We start from the raw sequence: 17,115 nt of genomic DNA on the forward strand, positions 1-17,115 counted from the left end.
CCGTGCAGGACACGCGCCCGCTCCAGAGCGAATCAGCACGCGTTTCTTAATTCCGCCGCAAACGAGACACCGTGTCTGCCCTCCAACGGGTATATGGACGGCGTCACAACCTTTAGATTAGTATTTATTCGCGGTGCAACTGAATGACAAACGGACGCCGCGCCGATCGTCCATCGAACCCGCCGGATAGACCTGCATGACCGCGAGCGGCCACCCGCCCAATCACCTGCTGCAGCTGCTCGACGCTGCGGATTTCGATCTGCTGCGTCCGCATCTCGCGACAGTCGAAATGGTCAGGAAATCTGTCTTGAGGGAGGTCGGCTCTGCGCTGCGATACGTCTACTTCCCACATGGTGGATCAGTTTCGATCAGGGTGGGCCTGCCCGAAGGACAGATGATCGAGGTTGCGATGCTGGGCGTTGGTGACGACGTCCTGCGGCTGCTATTCGGCGGTGAAGGCCCACCACCTGCGCCTGATGGGAACCGTGCCGTGACGGGAACACAGCGTAATCCCTGTATGCCGACGTGCACGCAGCGTCGCAGACCGATCGCCACGGACGGACAACTTGTCCCAATTGCCAATATATCCCGGCGTGAACATGATGGAGCTTACCCGCGCAGGACGTGATTTCGCGCCGCGATTCGTGGGAGGGAACGGGGGAGGCAGCTTTGGAAACGACGGTGCGTCCATCCAACGGTTTCCTGTCTGCACTGTCGGCAGACGATTATGAATTGATCCGCCCGCACCTGCGAACGGTCGATCTGCCCCATGATGCCGTGCTGGTCGAGGCCGGCGAGACGCTCAAGCGCGCCTATTTTCCCCACCGCGGCGTCATCTCGCTGGTGGTGGAACTGGCCAAGGGAGAGCATGTGCAAGTCGCCATGATCGGCCGCGACAGCATGCTCGGGACGCTTTCGATCATGGGCGATGCGTGTGCGTTGAACACCGCCATTGTGCTGGTTCCCGGCGTCGCCTCTATGGTGGATCTGGACCGGCTGCGGATCGCCGCCGATCAGAGCAGCACCGTGCGCACGTTGCTCACGCGCCATGGGCTGGCGGTCTACGCCCAGGTGCAGCAGACTGCGGGCTGCAACGCCGCCCACCCGGTGGAGTCGCGGCTGTCGCGGTGCCTGCTGCACACTCATGATCTGTCGGGCGACTCCCGGCTGCTGCTGACCCAGGAGACCATGGCGCAGATGATCGGGGCGCGGCGCAACAGCGTGTCGCTGGTCGCCAACTCCTTGCAGCACGCCCATTTCATCCACTACAGCCGCGGACACATCCAGATCACCAACCTGGACGGCCTGCGCCAGACGGCGTGCGAATGCTACGCTACCGTGAAAGCCCAGTACGACCGGCTGCTCGGCCCGCGCTGATCGCCGCGGTCGATTGGTAAACCGCCGGCTAATGCCGGCCCGCAAACACCGGTCATCCTGCTACCGGAACTGAAATTCGAAGGCCGTAGACACGGGGCATGCCTCGCGTCGGCACGTGCCGCGCGACAACAAGCCGTGATCAAGACAGGCAAGGCCATGTTTGACGTAACCGTCGCGCCAGCGCAGGCGGCGCCCGATGCCGAACCCGCGCGCGAGCCGCGCGCGTACGAAGCGCTGGTGCGCGAGATCGGCGAGGACGGCGCCTGTGAAGTGCGCGATGTGTTCTGGAGCGAGACCCACGCGCGCCTGCAACTGTTCCGCACGCTCTCGCCTGCACAGCACCACGCCAGGATCGCGCGCGAAGCGCATTCGCTGAAGAGCGCGGCCGGAACGTTCGGCTATGTCAGGCTCGCAGCGCTGGCGTTGCAGCTGGAGAAGACCGCGGAGGGCCTCGGCGAGGCCGAATTCCGCGTTCTGCTGGACCTGATGGATGCCGCCTACGCCGCCGCGCGCGCGCAGGAGCCGCAAGCCTGAATTAGCGCTCTCCTATGCTGCGCCCTCGCCAGCCCGAGTACCCCAGCGGCAGCACAGGCCGCGCGAAACCCGCCGTACTTCTACGGTTTGGGATTTTTAGAGATGGCTAATCATAGGTGGCGATAGTCGCGGAAAACCAGGAGGGTTTTCCATGTTCACCTACGAGACCGCAGACCAGAAGGAGGTTCGTCGCTTCCGCATCGCACAGTTCAACGGCCGGATGGCGACGGTGAAGGCTGGCGAGTCGACCGTGACCGGCTTCGTGCGTTCGGTGCTGGCGCAGGAATCGAGCATGCCTCCCCGCTGGATCATCACGATCATTCCGAATGCGCCGAAGGAAGAGATCAAGCCGCTGCGTCCCGCCTCGCGCACACGTCCGTTCGCCGAAGATTATTTCTGAGCGCGACCGGTTTCCAGACTTCTCCAGAAGTGGCTCGCGCCTCGTCAGCACCGCCTGTCTAGTCGATCGAATGCAGCAGCGCCGCACGGACGAGGTCCGCGGTGTTGCGCGCGCCGAGCTTGCGCATCGCCTCCGCGCGGTGGCTCTCGAACGTGCGCGGACTGATCTGCATGCGAAGCGCGCCCTGCTTGTTCGAGTAGCCTTCGCTGATCAGCCTCAGCACCTCGCGCTCGCGCTTGGTCAGCCGCTTCTGGCCGGACGGGCCGAGGAGTTCGGCGCTCGGCCCGCGCTGCGGCTGCAGCACGCGGGCAGCCTTCGATTGTGCCTCCTCGGTGCTGGACGGGATCGGCAAGCCGCCCTTGTGAGGGCCGGCAAGCTGCTTGACCAGACCGCAAACGCGCTCGGTCTGTGCCAGCGCGTTCTCCACCACCCGCTGCAAATAGGCACGATCGCTCGAAACGGGGGCGAGCTGGTCGCTGTGATGCTTGATCTCGCCCATGTAGAGCAGGAGCGCAGTCAGGGGGCCGTTGAGCTCGCGGGCGATGGCAGCGGCCATTTCGTCGGCCGCCTTAGCGCGGACGGCGCTCAGGCGGACGAAATCGGGCTCTTCAGCTGAAGCAGCGCTGCCTTCGTGCCAGTCCGACGGCCGCGAATCGGTGGCCGTATCATTCTGTGACCCCATGTCACTCATTTAGCGGAACCGGGGCCGGTCTGTGGTTAACTTTTTGCTCCGTAAGACTACGGTGATTTAGGCCGTTTTGCGCAAAAAAGGCGGCTTCGGCACAATTTGTGCTTGCGCGACGCCGCGCCCGACCATGCAGGGGTTGAGTTTTCCCCCGAAATCTTGGCCGACATGCGGAACTTCTTGGCCGCCGCCCTCCCCTGACGTCCCCCGGGTTTTACGGATTAATTAACGGCGACTTGCTTCTCTAGGGGGATTGAGAGCGCGCAAATGCCTCCACGCATTGGGCCCGCAAGCCCGCGGGACACGCTGCGAAAGATTGCGTGCCATGAACGAGATCGATCGGCTGTCGGAATTCCTGCAGAGGCTGACGCCGCTGTCGCGCAGCTGTCTGCTCAGCGAGCTCGAACGGCTCGAGCTGTGCGGCATCGACATGCCGGGTTCGGCCGACATCCAGTCCCGCCTGCGCGCCGAGTTCCGCAAGGACGGATCGACCCAGGCGCGCGCCACCAGCCCTTCGCGCTATTTCTTCGCGCCGCTGGAGCCGCTGCTGATCGACGGCGCACCCGAGCATGCCAACATGGGGCGGATCTCGCGCAACACCCTCACCCCGATCTGGGAGTGGATCTGCCGCGACCTGCTGCCGACCATGGCGCGCGACTACATCAAGGCGATCAACGACCAGATCGCGGCCAACAACCCGAAGGAGGTGCAGAAGATCGCGTCGACCTTTCAGATCAAGGTCGTCAAGGTCCTCGAGAGCACCCTCACCTCGTCCGAGAGCGCCGAATCTGCGCGCGCCAAGCTCGCGCAATACACGGCCTCGCGCACCGCCTTCGACGACGTCGTGAAGATGCTTCATGTGTTGCGCGCCGGCGATGCGCTGCCGAAGTTCAACGAGAAGCTGCCTGAGAAGATCGCGAAATTCGACGACGGCCAGGTCGCCCAGATCACCGCGCAGCTCGACGCCTTCAAGAAGACCCATCCCCAGGCGCTGCCCTTCGCGCTGGCGCTGGTGGCGCGGCGGCTGAAGACGTCCTGGCAATTGGCGCGGCTCGCCACCAAGGCCGCTGCGAGCAAGGCCGCAGCAGACGTTGCCGCCACACCCTATGCCTGCGTCGTTCCCATGGTCCTCGACCGGCTCGACGAGAAGCGCCTCGCGCTTCGTATCGCACTCCGGCACAACCGGGTGCTGGTCGCCCGCGACCTGCTCGCTGAGATCTATGACACCGAATATGCGCTCAAGGTCCGCATCGACGGCATCGAACATTGCGAGTGGGGCGTCCGCCTCCAGCAATTGATGGACGCGATCGCGGCCCTCGTGTCCGCCGAGGTGAGCCGCTTCCCCGCCAATGTCGGCCACATTCTCGGATCGCGGCGGCTGCGCAGCCACGACACTCTCGGCGGCAAGCTGACTTATCTGGCCTGGAAGGGCCGCGACGCGATGCAGGACGGTGCGGCGGCGTTCCGCAAGCTGATCGGGCAAACCTAGATCGGGGTTCGGCCGCGAAGGGCCATGTTGCGCGGCGCGGCTAACGCGGCAAGCACAGGAAGCGATCCATGAATCGCCCTGACAGCACGAATCTGAACCACCAATACATCATTCGCCGCATCGACATAGCTGCAATCCTCGACAGCCCACCACCGGCTGCGCGGAGCAATAGCGCAGGTGCAGCAATGCGCGTGTGATGCACTTCACATTTACGGCCGCCGGCCCGGACCTGTTGTCGCAGAACCGTCACGAGCGAAAGGGGACGCCGACCGCTGACGCCGCCGACCTCATCGTTGCGTCGGAGCGGCCGCGCAAGCGCACCGCTCGATGCCGTCGATCGGCATTGGCGCGCGAATTCTCTTCGAAGATTCTGTCGACAAATTAGCTCGAATTGCAGGGCTTAACGTTACTCAAATTATTCAAGAACGATGTGAAGCTCTCCTTATTTGAACCCACGCTCGGCGTTTAAGAAACCGTCACGGAACGGGAGTGGTGTACGATGAACGATGGGATTACTGAACTCGTCGGCCGGAGGCCTGTGACCTTCGGACGGCGAAAGGTGACGCCGCGCGCCTGCGTGGCCGACAGCAAGCGTCACTTGCGCGCCTTTCTCAGCGAGGTGCTCGAGGATCTCGGCTTCGTCACCTGCGAATGTGCCAGCGCCGACGAGCTGAAGACCGTGCTCGCCACCGAATTGCCGGACCTGATCCTGCTCGGCGTCGCCGCCGACGGCATCGAGCCGGGACGATTCCTCGAAATATTGGTGCGCGAGGCATTTGCCGGCAGTGTCCTCGCCGTCGGCGCCCGCGAGTCGATCATCGTCAAGGCCGTGCGGCAGGTCGGTGAGGAATACGGCCTTGCGATGCTGCCGCCGCTCACGACGCCCTTTGCCGCGGAGACGCTGCGCGAGCGTGTTGCGATGCTGCTGCCGGAGGAGCCGGCGCCGAGCCCGGCCGTGCATGTCGGCGAGGCCTTGCACGCCGGCTGGCTCGAGCTCTGGTACCAGCCCAAGATCGACGCGCGCACGCTGGTGCGCAGCGGCGCCGAGGCGCTGGTGCGGATGCGGCATCCGACCTGGGGCGTGGTGCCGCCGGCCTATTTCATCCCGGAGCCGCACGATCCGCATTTTCGCGAGCTCTCGGAGTTCGTGATCGATCGCGCCGTGCAGGACTGGCACTATCTGCTGGAGCAACAAAGCCCGGTCGATCTGTCGATCAATCTTCCTGTCTCCTATCTCAGGGAGCCGCAGGCGGTGCGCGATCTCTGCCGCCGCGTGCCGACGCATCCGGCCTTCGGCGGACTGACGGTCGAGATCGACAGCCAGGAAGCGACCCGCGATCTCGACCACCTGACCGAGGTCGCGCGCGAGGTGGGCCTGCACAACATCGGCCTGGCGGTCGACAATCTCGGCGCCGACTGGCCGGCGCTGATGGGCCTCGACAAGATTCCCTTCGTCAAGCTGAAGGCCGACCGGCAATTCGTCACCGGCAGCGGCAATGACCGGCTCAAGCGCACGGTGTGCCGTCACATCGTCGAGCTGGCCCAGAGCTTTGGCGCGCGCGCCGTGGCGCAAGGAGTCGAGAGCCGCGCCGATCTCGTCGCCGCGAACGAGCTCGGCTTCGATCTCGTGCAGGGCTTTCTGTTCGGCAAGCCGATGCCGCTGAAGAAGTTCGCAAGGAGCGCGTTGACGCGGACGGTGATGGGGCAGGCGTGAGGCACGGGCCTCACGCATACCGCCGCGCGAAGAAGACGCAGACGACCACGAGCGCGGTCGCGGCGATCATGCTCCAGGCCACGGGCTCGTGCAGCAGAAGACCTGCGAGCGCGAGACCGAAGAACGGCTGCAGCTGCTGCAACTGGCCGACACGCGCAATGCCGCCGATTGCGAGCCCGCGGTACCAGAAGATGAAGCCGACGAACATGCTGAAGACGGAGACGTAGGCGAGCCCGATCCAGGCGGGCACACCGACGCCGCTCCAGGCGGGCGGCCACGTCAGGATTGCGAGCGCCACCATCAACGGCAGCGCGAGCAGCAGCGCCCAGGAGATCACCTGCCAGCCGCCGAGGCGGCGCGACAGCGCGGCGCCTTCGGCATAGCCGAGGCCGCACAGCACGATCGCGGCCACCATCAGGAGATCGCCGGTGAGCGACGCCGAGCCGTCGCCAGCGAGGGCAAAGCCGGCCACCGTGGCGCTGCCGAGACAAGCGAACAGCCAGAACAGCGGCCGCGGCCGCTCGCCGCCGCGCAGCACGCCGAAGATCGCGGTCGACAGCGGCAAGAGGCCGATGAAGACGATCGAATGCGCCGAGGTGATGTGCTGGAGCGCGAGCGCGGTCAGCAGGGGGAAGCCGACCACGACGCCGATCGCGACGATGGCGAGCGAGGCGAGATCCTGCCGCTGCGGCCGCATCTGCCGGAGCAGGCCGAGCACCGCCGCCCCGATCAGCGCCGCGATGACGGCGCGCGCGGATGTCAGGAACAGCGCGGAGAAGCCGCCGACGGCCACGCGCGTCGCCGGCAGCGAGCCGCTGAAGATGATGACGCCGAGAAGCCCGTTGCCCCAGCCGCTGGCCGAAGAGTGCATGTTGGTCTCGCTTGGTGGACGGCGGCTGGCCTGGTGCCGTGGCAGTTGAACGCGTCGCGTTCTGCCATGGAACAACAAAAGTGCGAAAACAACCCCATGCACAGTAGACGGGGGTTGCAAGATCAATGGGTTAGGTGAGGGCGGATTGGGTGGCGGGTCGGGCGGGGTTTTGGGGGCCGAAAAGTCGGGGGATCGTGGTTTGACGCGGCTATCCGGCGCACCCGTGCGAGCTGACGGCAATTGGCGGCGAGCGGTGCGACCCATTCCGAATGACATCTGCCGTCATTTGCTTCGTCGGGCAAAACAGGGGCATAGTGGCATCATCGCAGGGGGTCGGACAGGCGGGGCTTTGGCCCGGGTCTCTTGAAGGCGTCTGCCGCCGGACGGTGCGCGTCTTGTGCACTGTCACCGCAAGATCCAGCATCCGCTCAGGCAAATCGAGAATATCGGGAAAGCTGAAAGAAGGGTTCTGCTTCGTACGACGGATCGGTGGCAAGGCGAGCAAGCCTTTGCCCGATGGCGGGCGCGAACTTCGCACCATGGCCTGAACAGGCGGAGCAGACGATCAGGCGGGACTCCGGCCAGCGATCGATGATGAATTCCTCGCCGGCATCGGGCCGGCGGTCGGCGGGCGCGGTGTTGGTGTAGAGGCAGACGTCGCGATCGATGACGGGCCCGGCCGCGCCCGGGACGAGGGCGGCCAACGCTTCGCCGACCGAGCGGAGTTCGGCATCGCTGGCCTGCGGGCCCCAGTCGTCGGGGCCGACCACGGGCCCGTGGTTGTGAGGCGCAGCTTTAACGCCGCGCTGTTCGAAATCCGGAAAGCCGTAGACCATGTCGTTTGGACCTCGGTCCAGAATGAAGATCGGGAAACGACCGAGCGCCACAGTGTCGGGGCGGCTCGGCGCGAACCAGCCGACCGCCTGTCGAGTCACGTTCAGCAGCGCGCCTAGTCGCGGGAGTGCGCGACCGAGCCATGGGCCCAGCGCCAGAATCGCGCGCTCGGCGAAGAACTCTTGGGTATCCGTGCGGATCGACACGCCGTCCCGGCGCGGCGAAAAGCTCACGCGTTCCGGAATCACGCGCTCGCCGGCGCGTGAGCGCATCAGTTTCATCACGACACCGGTGCGCAGAATCGCGCCACCGTCCTGCACGACGACGTCCCAGTCGCCGGGCAGGCTGAAAGCCGGAAATTCCTTATTCGCTTGAGCCGCGGTCAACATCGGATCCGGGCGCCCTTTCGCGATCGCGGCCGCGCGCGAGGACGCCACCATGGCGGAGCCGGGGCGGCCGGCCTCCAAAACAGGGGTTTCGGTCAGAACCGTTTGACCGCTTTCGGTCTGCAGCCGGATCCAGCCGGCATGAGCCTCGTCGCTCAGGCTGGTGTAGTTGGGGTTTTCGAAATTGAAGCGACGGAAAATTCGACATGAACCATGTGACGAGCCTCGATCCGAACCGGGACCGACAGGGTCGAAGCCGAGCGCATCGACGCCGGCATCCAGCAATGCGTTGAGCGCTGCTCCGCCCATGAGCCCCAGACCCAGCACGGCGACTTCGCATTTTCGCATAAAGGCCTCGCGAGCGATGCTACGACGCGCCGATCATCCTGATGATTTCGCGTGTTGACAAGGTCTACGGGAGGGCGGTTACGGCCGGCATCGACAACGCAGTATTAGATCAATGGGGCCGCATCAGCGCCATCAGGTCGGTCCCGCCATAGACGGCCTGCTCGCGGCAACCGCGTTGACGCGGGCGCTATGATCGCGATGAGGCTGGGCGAGGGTGACGAATCCGTTGCGCGCGGTGGAGATAGGAATTCATCATAGAGTCGATGGACGACGTCGCCCGGTCTTTGACCCGTCGAGCAAAACAGGTGCATAATCTCATCATTGCAGGAGGGTCCGATAGGCAGAGTTCCGGCTGGGCTTCTCGAACGGCGACCGAGTTGCGTGGTCGACGCTGGTTTGGACTTCTGTTTGCCGCCGGACCCTGCGCGTTTTGTGCACTCACCTCAGCGGAATCGTTGCCCCTCTTGAATGCCTCCATCTTTGTTGCATCGCAAGATACCTCTAGCCCAGCTTGACGTTCACCACGCGCTTAGATTTCGATCGATCGTTACTTGGCATGAACTTCATTGACCTCAAAAGATACTTCATCCCTGTTAAGGAAGATCAAGAGCCAAGTCTCGACGTTGGCCGCATGTGGGGGCCGCGCATAAGCGGCTGGATGTCGTGGGACGATTTGCGACAGCGACGCCGTGTCATCCTGCTTGCTGAAGCCTATAGCGGAAAGACCGAAGAGTTCCGCCATCAATGCGAAGTCTTGCAAGCCGAAGGCAAACCGGCCTTTTTCCTTCGTATCGAAGACCTCGATCAGGGGACTGAACAAGCTCTCGACGGCGCGAGCACAAGGCTATTCCGCGATTGGCTAGCGGAACCCAATGAGGCGTGGTTCTTCCTCGACTCCGTCGACGAAGCCCGCCTCAACCGTAAAAACTTCGATTCAGCTTTGCGGCGGTTTGCCAAGGAAATTGGCGACGCAAGCGAGCGCGCACATGTCTATGTATCCTGCCGGGTCACAGATTGGCGAGGCGCAGAGGATCGGGCAACCTTCCTTCGCTATTTAGCCGCATGGAAGAAGCCCGAGACCAAACCTTCTTCAACAAGCGACTACAGCGGCTTGCTTGCTCCGCTCTTCGAAAAGGCCGACCGGCCTCAGAGATCAGTACCTGACACGGAGTCAGCCAATCTTGACGACCTGACGGTCGTCCAGCTGAGCCCCCTTTCGACCGAACAATATGGCGACCTTGCCAAGGCTGCTGGTGTGCAGGATGTCCGCGCTTTTACCGAGGCGATCGCAAAACAGGGCCTTGCTGCGCTGACCGAAAGACCCGGCGACCTGGTCGACCTCGCAGACTATTGGAACACGCACGGCAAGTTCGGAGCGTTCGAGAAAATGCTCGAACACAGCATCTTCCGTAAGCTGTCCGAACCAAATCCGCACAGGCCGGATAATGAGGCTATCTCGCACGACGATGCGGTAAAGGGAGCCGAACGCATCGCTGCTGCGCTTACGCTCGGCAAGTCGTTTACCCTCCGCGCGCCGGGAAGCGAGCCCGACCCCAAATTGGCGGCAGGCGCGCTCGACCCAGCCCACATACTGCCCGACTGGACCGATGCAAAGCGGAACGCCCTGCTCCGCCGCGGCATTTTCGCGCCAGCAACTTACGGCCGCATCCGTTTCCATCACCGCTCAACGCAAGAATACCTTACAGCTAAATGGCTTGATCGTCTCATCAAGAGCGGTTGCCCGCAGACTGAAGTCTTCAATCTACTCTTCGCCGAACGCTACGGCGTCAAAACCATTGTCCCATCGCTAAGGTCTGAAGCGGCTTGGTTGTCCCTTTGGCACACGGAAATCCGCGACGAAGTCATTCGTCGCGAGCCTCTTGCCCTGCTTGGTTATGGCGATCCTGGCTCCCTGCCGCTTGGCGTTCGAGAACAAATTCTGCTCGCCTACGCTACCAGGCAGGCTTCTGGAGATACGGCGGACGACCTCCTCGAAAACCGTGATCTCTGGTTGTTCGCCGACAAGCGCCTAGCACCAGCGATACTCAAGGCATGGTCCATCAACAAACGGGAAGACTTCCATTTCGACCTCCTCCGTCTCATACGCGAAGGAGCGATCGTAGGAGCGGTGTCATTGGCAAGGTCCGTCGCCAAGGACAAGAAGGCGAATGACCATCATCGTATCGTGGCAGTACAGGGCCTCGAAGCTTGCGGTGACAATGCGAGCCTCGCCGCTATCGCTAAAGCCCTCACCAAGAAGCCGGAAGCCGCAAGCACCCGTCTCGCATCATCCTTGTCGCTTGCCCTGTATCCCGCGCTCCTCAAGACCTCAGAGTTACTTAGGATCATTGCGAAAGCAAAACCGCCGAAGGCCTACAGTACGGACGGCTTCGGCTATCATTTGCAGGACCTCTATGACAAAGCCCCCGACAATACTGCACGCAAGGCCTTTCTTAGCGGACTAGCCGATCTCTGCCTGTCGAAGCCCTTCAAAGACGATTTCTGCCGCGTTGCCCGCCAACATCAGGACATAGCCAAGCATCTCCATGACGTGACACGCGTTGAAGTTTTGCGACTTCAGAATTCGAAGCCACCGGATTACCTCGTGCGCTTACTGATGGTCGTTGAGCGTTCTGGCCGCGAAGGTTTCAATAGCGGGGAGACACCGCGGCTTTTCGAACTCGTCCGCACCAATCCGGCACTCAATCGCGCCCTCATGTGGGCAGACATCGCGGAGCAGCGTGCCAATGGCAAGCATGGCCCAGTAACCCACCCGTGGCAGGTCTTCCACGGAGGCTCGGGGCACCTCTGGGCTCTTTCCAGCAACGATCTGCCGTGGCTTGGTGAAGACCTTCGTTCACAACCCGACCTACAGGATCGTCAAGTCGCACTGAGCGGCATACTGGCGCTTCATCATCAGGCAGGACAGCTCGCAGCAGAAGAACCGCAAATCCGTTCCATGATTGGCAGCGAAGCCGTTCTACTCGCCGAACTTACCGCGGCGCTTACACCGGCCCCGGAAGATCCGATGATGCGCTCGCATCGGCTGCAAAGCGCATTTTATGATCTTCGCAACCGCTACGAAAGGATCAAAGAGAAAGAGGGTTGGGTCAACTTTCGGCGAACTGTTCTCGACAACCCAGAATTACTTCGCGATCCGAAGAACCTTTCCTCGTGGAAGAAAGGCATCTACCGACTCCACAATCTGTATAGCTGGCTTCAGCGACGTACACGATCCGAAGAAGCCAATGTCATCCTACAATGGCGACTGCTTGTAGAGGGCTTTGATCGTCAAGTTGCAGAGGCGTTCCGGGATGGAATGAAGCAGCTCTGGCGGATCGTCAAACCCGTGCGGCCTATCAAGAAGCCAGGCGGGGTAATCACTATTAAGTGGCCTTCGGTCCTGGCCTTTGCCGGCGTGGGGATCGAGGCCGCTGATGATCCTGACTGGGCCTCTAGCCTGTCGCCAAGAGAGGCAGCGCTAGCAGCGCGCCATGCTTGCCGTGCCGAGCAGCACTATCCGGAATGGCTGGATTTGCTGACTATCGCATGGCCGAAAGCCGTTGTCCCGATTATCCGCGAGCAGGTTGAACTCGAATGGAGTTCGTCCGCGAACTCGCCAAACCTTTTCTTGCACCGCTATGGCGGCGCGGCGAGCTCAATTCAACGCCCTGTACAGCTCCTTCTCATCGAGATCATCGCCTCGTCCGAGGCCAATTCAATCTCAACGCTGAACAATGCACAGCGGATAGTACGTCGGTTAGACCTCGATGCGAGCCAGAGGGGCCAGCTATTCAAGGTCTTCAGGCAACGCTTTCATCTACACCTAAAGACCAAGAAGAACGATTTCGCATTAAGCTATCTTGGCCTCCTTCTCTTGCTCGCCCCCGACGCGGCCATGCCCTTTCTCGAGAAATGGTTGAACAGCGCCCCTCCGGAGGAACGAAAATCGCGCGCCGAACTCACATTCAGCAACCTGTTCGACCGCTATGACTCGCTTATCGCCGGTTCGCTGTCTGTTGCCACGATCAAAACTCTCGAGGCCCTGCTCCACCTCGCCTATTCCCGAATTCGCCCGAAGGACGACATTATCCATGAGGGATCATACTCTCCCGATACCCGGGATCACGCTCAGCACGCCCGCGACGCCCTTCTATCGGCGTTGCTGGCACGTCCGGGGCCAGATGCTTATGGTGCAATAAGGCGACTGTCCGATGATCCGGTCTTCGCGCTGCGCTCACACCGCTTTCGCGAATTGGCGCGAGGCAAGGCCATTCGTGACTCCGAATCCCCGGCATGGACCGCCGAGGAAGTCCGCACCTTCGAAACAGGTTTCCTCGCTCCCGCCAAGACTGGCGCCGACCTGCTCCGCATCGTTCTCGGTGTTCTCGCCGAAATTGATCACAGCCTGACCAAGGACGACTTCAGCTCGCGCGCGCTCTTGGAGAAGGCCAAGGATGAAGACGAGGTCCAACCTTGGCTCGCCGAGCAACTGTTATTGCGGGCCAAAGGCCGCTTCCATCTTGTCCGCGAAGGCGAAATCGCGCTCGGCGACAAACCCGATATTTTCGTTGCCTCCACCGCGTCGCCGTTTCAGGTCGCGTTAGAGATCAAACACGGCGGCAAAGGCTGGTCAGGAAGTGACCTCGAAAACGCTTTGCACACGCAACTTGCTGAGGATTATCTGAAGCCAGAATATCGACGCCACGGTGTTCTAGTGGTGACACACCACCGCGATCGACGCTGGCAACGCAGAGATGACAACAAGAAAATCTCGTTCGCAGACCTTATCAGGTGGCTCTCTCGCTTGGCTGAGAAAGTTACCGAGAATACCTCAGGCCACATACAGGTCGAATGCGTAGGAATCAACGCATGGAAGGCCAAATCTGTCCCTCCTACCCCGAAGAGGACACGGCCGAAGGCCAAGGTTCAGGTCAAGCGACCATCGACTAACAAGAACGCCGCAAAGAAAAAGAAGGAGGCTGAGGCTCTTCCGCGCAAGCAAAGGGCCAGGGCTGCGGTAGGTGTCTAGACATAATGGCGGAGAGGGAGGGATTCGAACCCCCGATAGGCTTGCACCTATGCCGCATTTCGAGTGCGGTGCATTCAACCACTCTGCACCTCTCCTGAAGGCGCCATTGAGAGGCTGCGGCCCCTCCCGCAAGCGTGAGAGGTGGACGAGCCCCGCGGCAATCGATTCATCCTGAAACCATTCCGCCCTAATACCACGGCTCCTCATACACCGGCTGGCCGTCGAGCAGCAGCCGCTTGATGGCGGCGCGGCCTGAGGGCAGCACGGCGGCGACGATGCGCAGCTTCTGCTGATTGCGGGCCTCTTCGAGCGTCCTGCCCTCGCCCTCGGGCACGAAATAGCTTTCGAGACCGTATTTGATCGTCAGCTTGTCGCAGAAGATGGGGCTGGTCGAACCGCAGGAACGGCTGACGCGGCCGCGAATCAGGATTTCGGGCGCCGTGACCGGAACAGGCTCGGCATGCACCGAGACGGCCTCGTAAAGCCCGCCGGCATTGGGCGCGAGCTTGACGAACACGACGGGATTGCGCGTCCCGGCCGGCTTGCCGGTGAGCGCCCCCGCCTGTAGCTGCGAAATGTCATAGCGGAGCACGACATAATCGCCGCGCAGGAGATCGCGGGGGTCGACTGGCTGGGTCTGCAGGGTCACCTCACGGCCATCGCGCAGGATCTGCATGCGATCGGCGACCATCAGGACCAGCAGCACGCATTGGATCAGGATGGCGGCACCGAACAGCACGGCTTTCGGAATGCGCTGCCAGAACGCGGTGACGGATGCGATCAGCTCGGTCATCGCCCAGCCCTCGGCAGAATGCGATTGAGCGCGGTTGCAAATGCGACGGCCGCGACGCCCGCCGCCGCGAGGAAAGCCGAGCGGCGCAGCAGCGACCCCTTCACCGCCCAGGTGATGCCGGCGATGATTCCGGCGATCCCGAGCCAGCCGGCGACGATGCGCGGACGCACGTCATCGAGCATGCCGGAGACGACGAGACACAGCATGGCTGAGAGCAGCGCGGCATAGGCGAACCAGGATTCGCCGGCCATGGATGCCGGCCAGACCGGCGCCGCGAGCAGCACCAGCCCGATCGCGCCTGCCGCAAGGAGTTCTCCTGCGCGCCTGGTGATTCCAGCCGATGCCAGCGCGAGAATCACACCGGCAACCCCGCACGCAATCGCCCAAAGCGGCTGGCCCGCACCAGACCCGGTGCGGAAGCGGACGATGTCGTCGACCGTGGTCACCTCGAGGAACGCGGCGACGGCCAGTGAAAACGCGCCGTAAATCGACAGGATGCTGCCGAGCCGGAACGCCCTCGGCGACGGCGCGGCGGCGATCGCGAGCCCGGCGCCGAACAGCAAGGCCGCACCGTTCGCGAGCACGAATGACGGCTGGGCTCCGTCGAATTCGAAGCGAAACGACGTCGCGATCCACCACGGCAGCACGGCGACCGCGACGAGGTGGGCGGCGACGCGGGAATGCCAGGCGAAGGCAACAACGGCGGCGAACAGCCAGACCGCCAGGAACGGCAGATGCAGGACATCAGGCGCATCGTAGACACGCATGCAGGTCCAGACCGAGGCAGAAGCGAGGCCGACCGCAAGCGCACCGCGCGAGCCGGTCAGCACGGCCGCGGCAAACGCACCGATCGACCACAACAGCATGCCGCCGGCAAAGTCTTCGCCGAGGTGGTACATCTGCCCGACCAGCGCAATGCCGGCGCCGAAGATGATCGCACTGACGCTGGCACAGAGATCGGCAAGAACGGTGCGCCCCGTCGCGGCGAACCAGGCGCCGAGACCGCCGGCAACGGCCATGCCGGCGACCAGGATCGCAAACCGCATCAGCCGCGCGATCTCCGTCCAGTGCGCCGCAACGAAGGCGAGGAACGCGGCTGCGATCAAGAGGCCGCCGACGATGGCGACGACCACGGCGATGTTGATACCGGGCGCGAGCGGCGGCAGCGCGTTGCGGATGCTGGCGGCTGCCGCGGGCGCGATCACGCCATCGGCTTCCCATCGCGCAAGATCAGCTTCGAGGCGCTGCCGGTAGGCTTTGTCGAACATCGTGGTGAATCACTGACTCTCGCCTGCCGGCGCAGGGCTATCGCATATGAGCCGTACACTTTTGGGCACGATACTCTCCACATCGTCATGGCCGGGCTTGTCCCGGCCATCCACGCCTTGCTACGCAGCACAAAGAACGTGGATGCCCGGGCCTTCGCCTCGCCGAAGCGGCTTCGGCCGCGCAGGCGGGACAAGCCCGGGCATGACGACCTCTGGTGAAGGTTCAAATGCGATAGCCCTGCCTGCCGGCGGATGTTGCTAGGTCGGTCCGTCCCCATAGCAGGTTCAAGCCATCAATGCTCCGGTGGCGAGAGCACCGCTCTACCGGCGGCGCAAGGCGTCAATCGGCGAAGCTGCGCTCGCGGATCGCCTGCGCACCCGCCAAAATGCCGCGCTGGAGCGCGCGTGCGGCCGGCGAGAGATCGCGCCCGATGCGCCAGATCAGATAGAGCTCGCGCTCGATCACCGGCTCGACCAGCTTGCGCCAGGTGAGCACGGGATGACTGGCCTCGGGCCAGGCGAGGCTCGGCAGCGGTGCGACACCGACGCCGGCTTCGACCAGGGCCAGCAGCGTTGCCGGATGCTCGGCTTCGTGGACCGGCGTACCCTGGCCAAGCTCGGCGACACTGCGCTCGATCTCGAGACGGATGCCGGTACCTGATGCCATCACCACGAGTCCTGCTTTCGACGCCTCGGCCCAGCTCACGGCATCGCGCGCGGCGAGCGGGTGATCGCGGCGCATCACCAGCGCGAAACTGTCGACCAGCAGGCGCGAGGCGTCGAGCTCGGGATCGTCGCCCGGGACATTGGCGATGCCGAGATCGACGTCGCCGCCACGCAGCACCGCAAAGATCTGGTGCCGCGAAATCTCCTTCAGCGTCACCGCGACCATCGGATGCTCGCGCTGAAACGCGGCGAGCACGCGCGGCATCAGCCGCAGCGCCACCGACGGCACGCAGGCCACCGTGACGTGACCGCGGCGATGTTCGCGCAGGTCGCGCAGATCCTGGAGCTGGCGATCGAGATCGGCGAGCAGGCGCTGGATGCCCGGCATGAAATCCGCGCCGACCTTGCTGAGCTGGAGCTTTCGCGTGGTGCGATCGAGCAGCCGCATCCGCAAGTTTTCCTCGAGCTGACGCACCGCCTGGCTGACGGCGGATTGCGACATGCCGAGTGATCGCGCCGCAGCACTGAAGCTGCCGGTTTCGACGACGCGCACGAAGGCGCGGAGCTGTTTCAGGTCGAGCTGATCTATCAGCATTCCTTATAAATATATCTCTCTATTCTGGATTGCTAATGAAAATTTCGAATGCAAGGATTTTGGGCGAAGACCGGGGATGATCGTCAATTAGGCAGAGCAGGGCGTAACCCACTGTTCTGACAA

13 protein-coding genes and 1 tRNA gene are annotated in these 17,115 nt (G+C 63.0%); 7 read left to right on the forward strand and 7 right to left on the reverse strand.

Features of this window, described 5'->3' with window-relative positions:
- The first annotated feature begins 196 nt into the window (after positions 1 to 196).
- The 4 genes from JQ566_RS34680 to JQ566_RS23965 all read left to right on the forward strand — a co-directional run bounded on the left by JQ566_RS34680 (position 197) and on the right by JQ566_RS23965 (position 2,311).
- Positions 197 to 628, forward strand: a complete 432-nt coding sequence (locus tag JQ566_RS34680; protein ID WP_249139769.1) for a cyclic nucleotide-binding domain-containing protein — start codon at positions 197 to 199, stop codon at positions 626 to 628.
- A gap of 41 nt (positions 629 to 669) precedes the next feature.
- The gene (locus JQ566_RS23955; RefSeq protein ID WP_212376463.1) at positions 670 to 1,377 is read left to right on the forward strand and encodes a Crp/Fnr family transcriptional regulator; all 708 of its coding nucleotides are present in this window, start codon (positions 670 to 672) and stop codon (positions 1,375 to 1,377) included.
- 156 nt (positions 1,378 to 1,533) lie between these two features.
- Entirely contained in the window at positions 1,534 to 1,911 is a 378-nt protein-coding gene (locus tag JQ566_RS23960) for an Hpt domain-containing protein (RefSeq protein WP_212376466.1), read from the forward strand.
- Between the two features lie 151 nt (positions 1,912 to 2,062).
- On the forward strand, positions 2,063 to 2,311 hold the full coding sequence (locus JQ566_RS23965) for a hypothetical protein (protein ID WP_212376468.1): 249 nt from the start codon (positions 2,063 to 2,065) through the stop codon (positions 2,309 to 2,311).
- A gap of 58 nt (positions 2,312 to 2,369) precedes the next feature.
- Here JQ566_RS23965 and JQ566_RS23970 read toward each other — a convergent pair whose 3' ends face one another.
- Positions 2,370 to 2,993, reverse strand: a complete 624-nt coding sequence (locus JQ566_RS23970) for a helix-turn-helix domain-containing protein (RefSeq protein ID WP_212376470.1) — start codon at positions 2,991 to 2,993, stop codon at positions 2,370 to 2,372.
- Positions 2,994 to 3,321: 328 nt separating this feature from the next.
- On the opposite strand from JQ566_RS23970, the gene JQ566_RS23975 reads away from it, so the two are divergent.
- Positions 3,322 to 4,485, forward strand: a complete 1,164-nt coding sequence (locus tag JQ566_RS23975; protein ID WP_212376472.1) for a hypothetical protein — start codon at positions 3,322 to 3,324, stop codon at positions 4,483 to 4,485.
- 499 nt (positions 4,486 to 4,984) lie between these two features.
- Positions 4,985 to 6,199, forward strand: a complete 1,215-nt coding sequence (locus JQ566_RS23980; protein ID WP_212376473.1) for an EAL domain-containing response regulator — start codon at positions 4,985 to 4,987, stop codon at positions 6,197 to 6,199.
- A gap of 10 nt (positions 6,200 to 6,209) precedes the next feature.
- On the opposite strand, the gene JQ566_RS23985 is transcribed toward JQ566_RS23980, so the two are convergent.
- Together JQ566_RS23985 and JQ566_RS23990 are read right to left on the reverse strand one after the other, a co-directional pair.
- Positions 6,210 to 7,070, reverse strand: coding sequence for a DMT family transporter (locus tag JQ566_RS23985; RefSeq protein ID WP_212376474.1), 861 nt, complete (start codon positions 7,068 to 7,070; stop codon positions 6,210 to 6,212).
- Positions 7,071 to 7,498: 428 nt separating this feature from the next.
- Positions 7,499 to 8,638, reverse strand: a complete 1,140-nt coding sequence (locus JQ566_RS23990; protein ID WP_212376477.1) for an FAD-dependent oxidoreductase — start codon at positions 8,636 to 8,638, stop codon at positions 7,499 to 7,501.
- Between the two features lie 556 nt (positions 8,639 to 9,194).
- Between JQ566_RS23990 and JQ566_RS23995 the strand changes: the two genes are divergently transcribed.
- Positions 9,195 to 13,670 (forward strand): NACHT domain-containing protein, encoded by a 4,476-nt coding sequence (locus JQ566_RS23995; protein WP_212376479.1) that lies wholly within the window; start codon positions 9,195 to 9,197, stop codon positions 13,668 to 13,670.
- Positions 13,671 to 13,676: 6 nt separating this feature from the next.
- On the opposite strand, the gene JQ566_RS24000 is transcribed toward JQ566_RS23995, so the two are convergent.
- The 4 genes from JQ566_RS24000 to JQ566_RS24015 all read right to left on the reverse strand — a co-directional run bounded on the left by JQ566_RS24000 (position 13,677) and on the right by JQ566_RS24015 (position 16,992).
- A tRNA-Ser gene (locus JQ566_RS24000) sits at positions 13,677 to 13,765 on the reverse strand.
- Between the two features lie 92 nt (positions 13,766 to 13,857).
- Complete coding sequence (locus JQ566_RS24005; protein ID WP_212376480.1) at positions 13,858 to 14,463, reverse strand: GDYXXLXY domain-containing protein; 606 nt, start codon at positions 14,461 to 14,463, stop codon at positions 13,858 to 13,860.
- Positions 14,460 to 15,731 (reverse strand): DUF2157 domain-containing protein, encoded by a 1,272-nt coding sequence (locus tag JQ566_RS24010; protein ID WP_212376482.1) that lies wholly within the window; start codon positions 15,729 to 15,731, stop codon positions 14,460 to 14,462. The genes JQ566_RS24005 and JQ566_RS24010 overlap by 4 nt, the downstream gene beginning before the upstream one ends.
- A gap of 340 nt (positions 15,732 to 16,071) precedes the next feature.
- Positions 16,072 to 16,992 carry a LysR family transcriptional regulator gene (locus tag JQ566_RS24015; RefSeq protein ID WP_212376490.1) on the reverse strand — a complete coding sequence of 307 codons (921 nt, stop codon included), beginning with the start codon at positions 16,990 to 16,992 and terminating at the stop codon, positions 16,072 to 16,074.
- Positions 16,993 to 17,115: the final 123 nt, after the last annotated feature.

It is taken from the genome of Bradyrhizobium sp. SZCCT0231 (genome assembly GCF_018130245.1).
In the GTDB taxonomy this organism is placed as follows: Bacteria; Pseudomonadota; Alphaproteobacteria; order Rhizobiales; family Xanthobacteraceae; genus Bradyrhizobium; species Bradyrhizobium japonicum_F.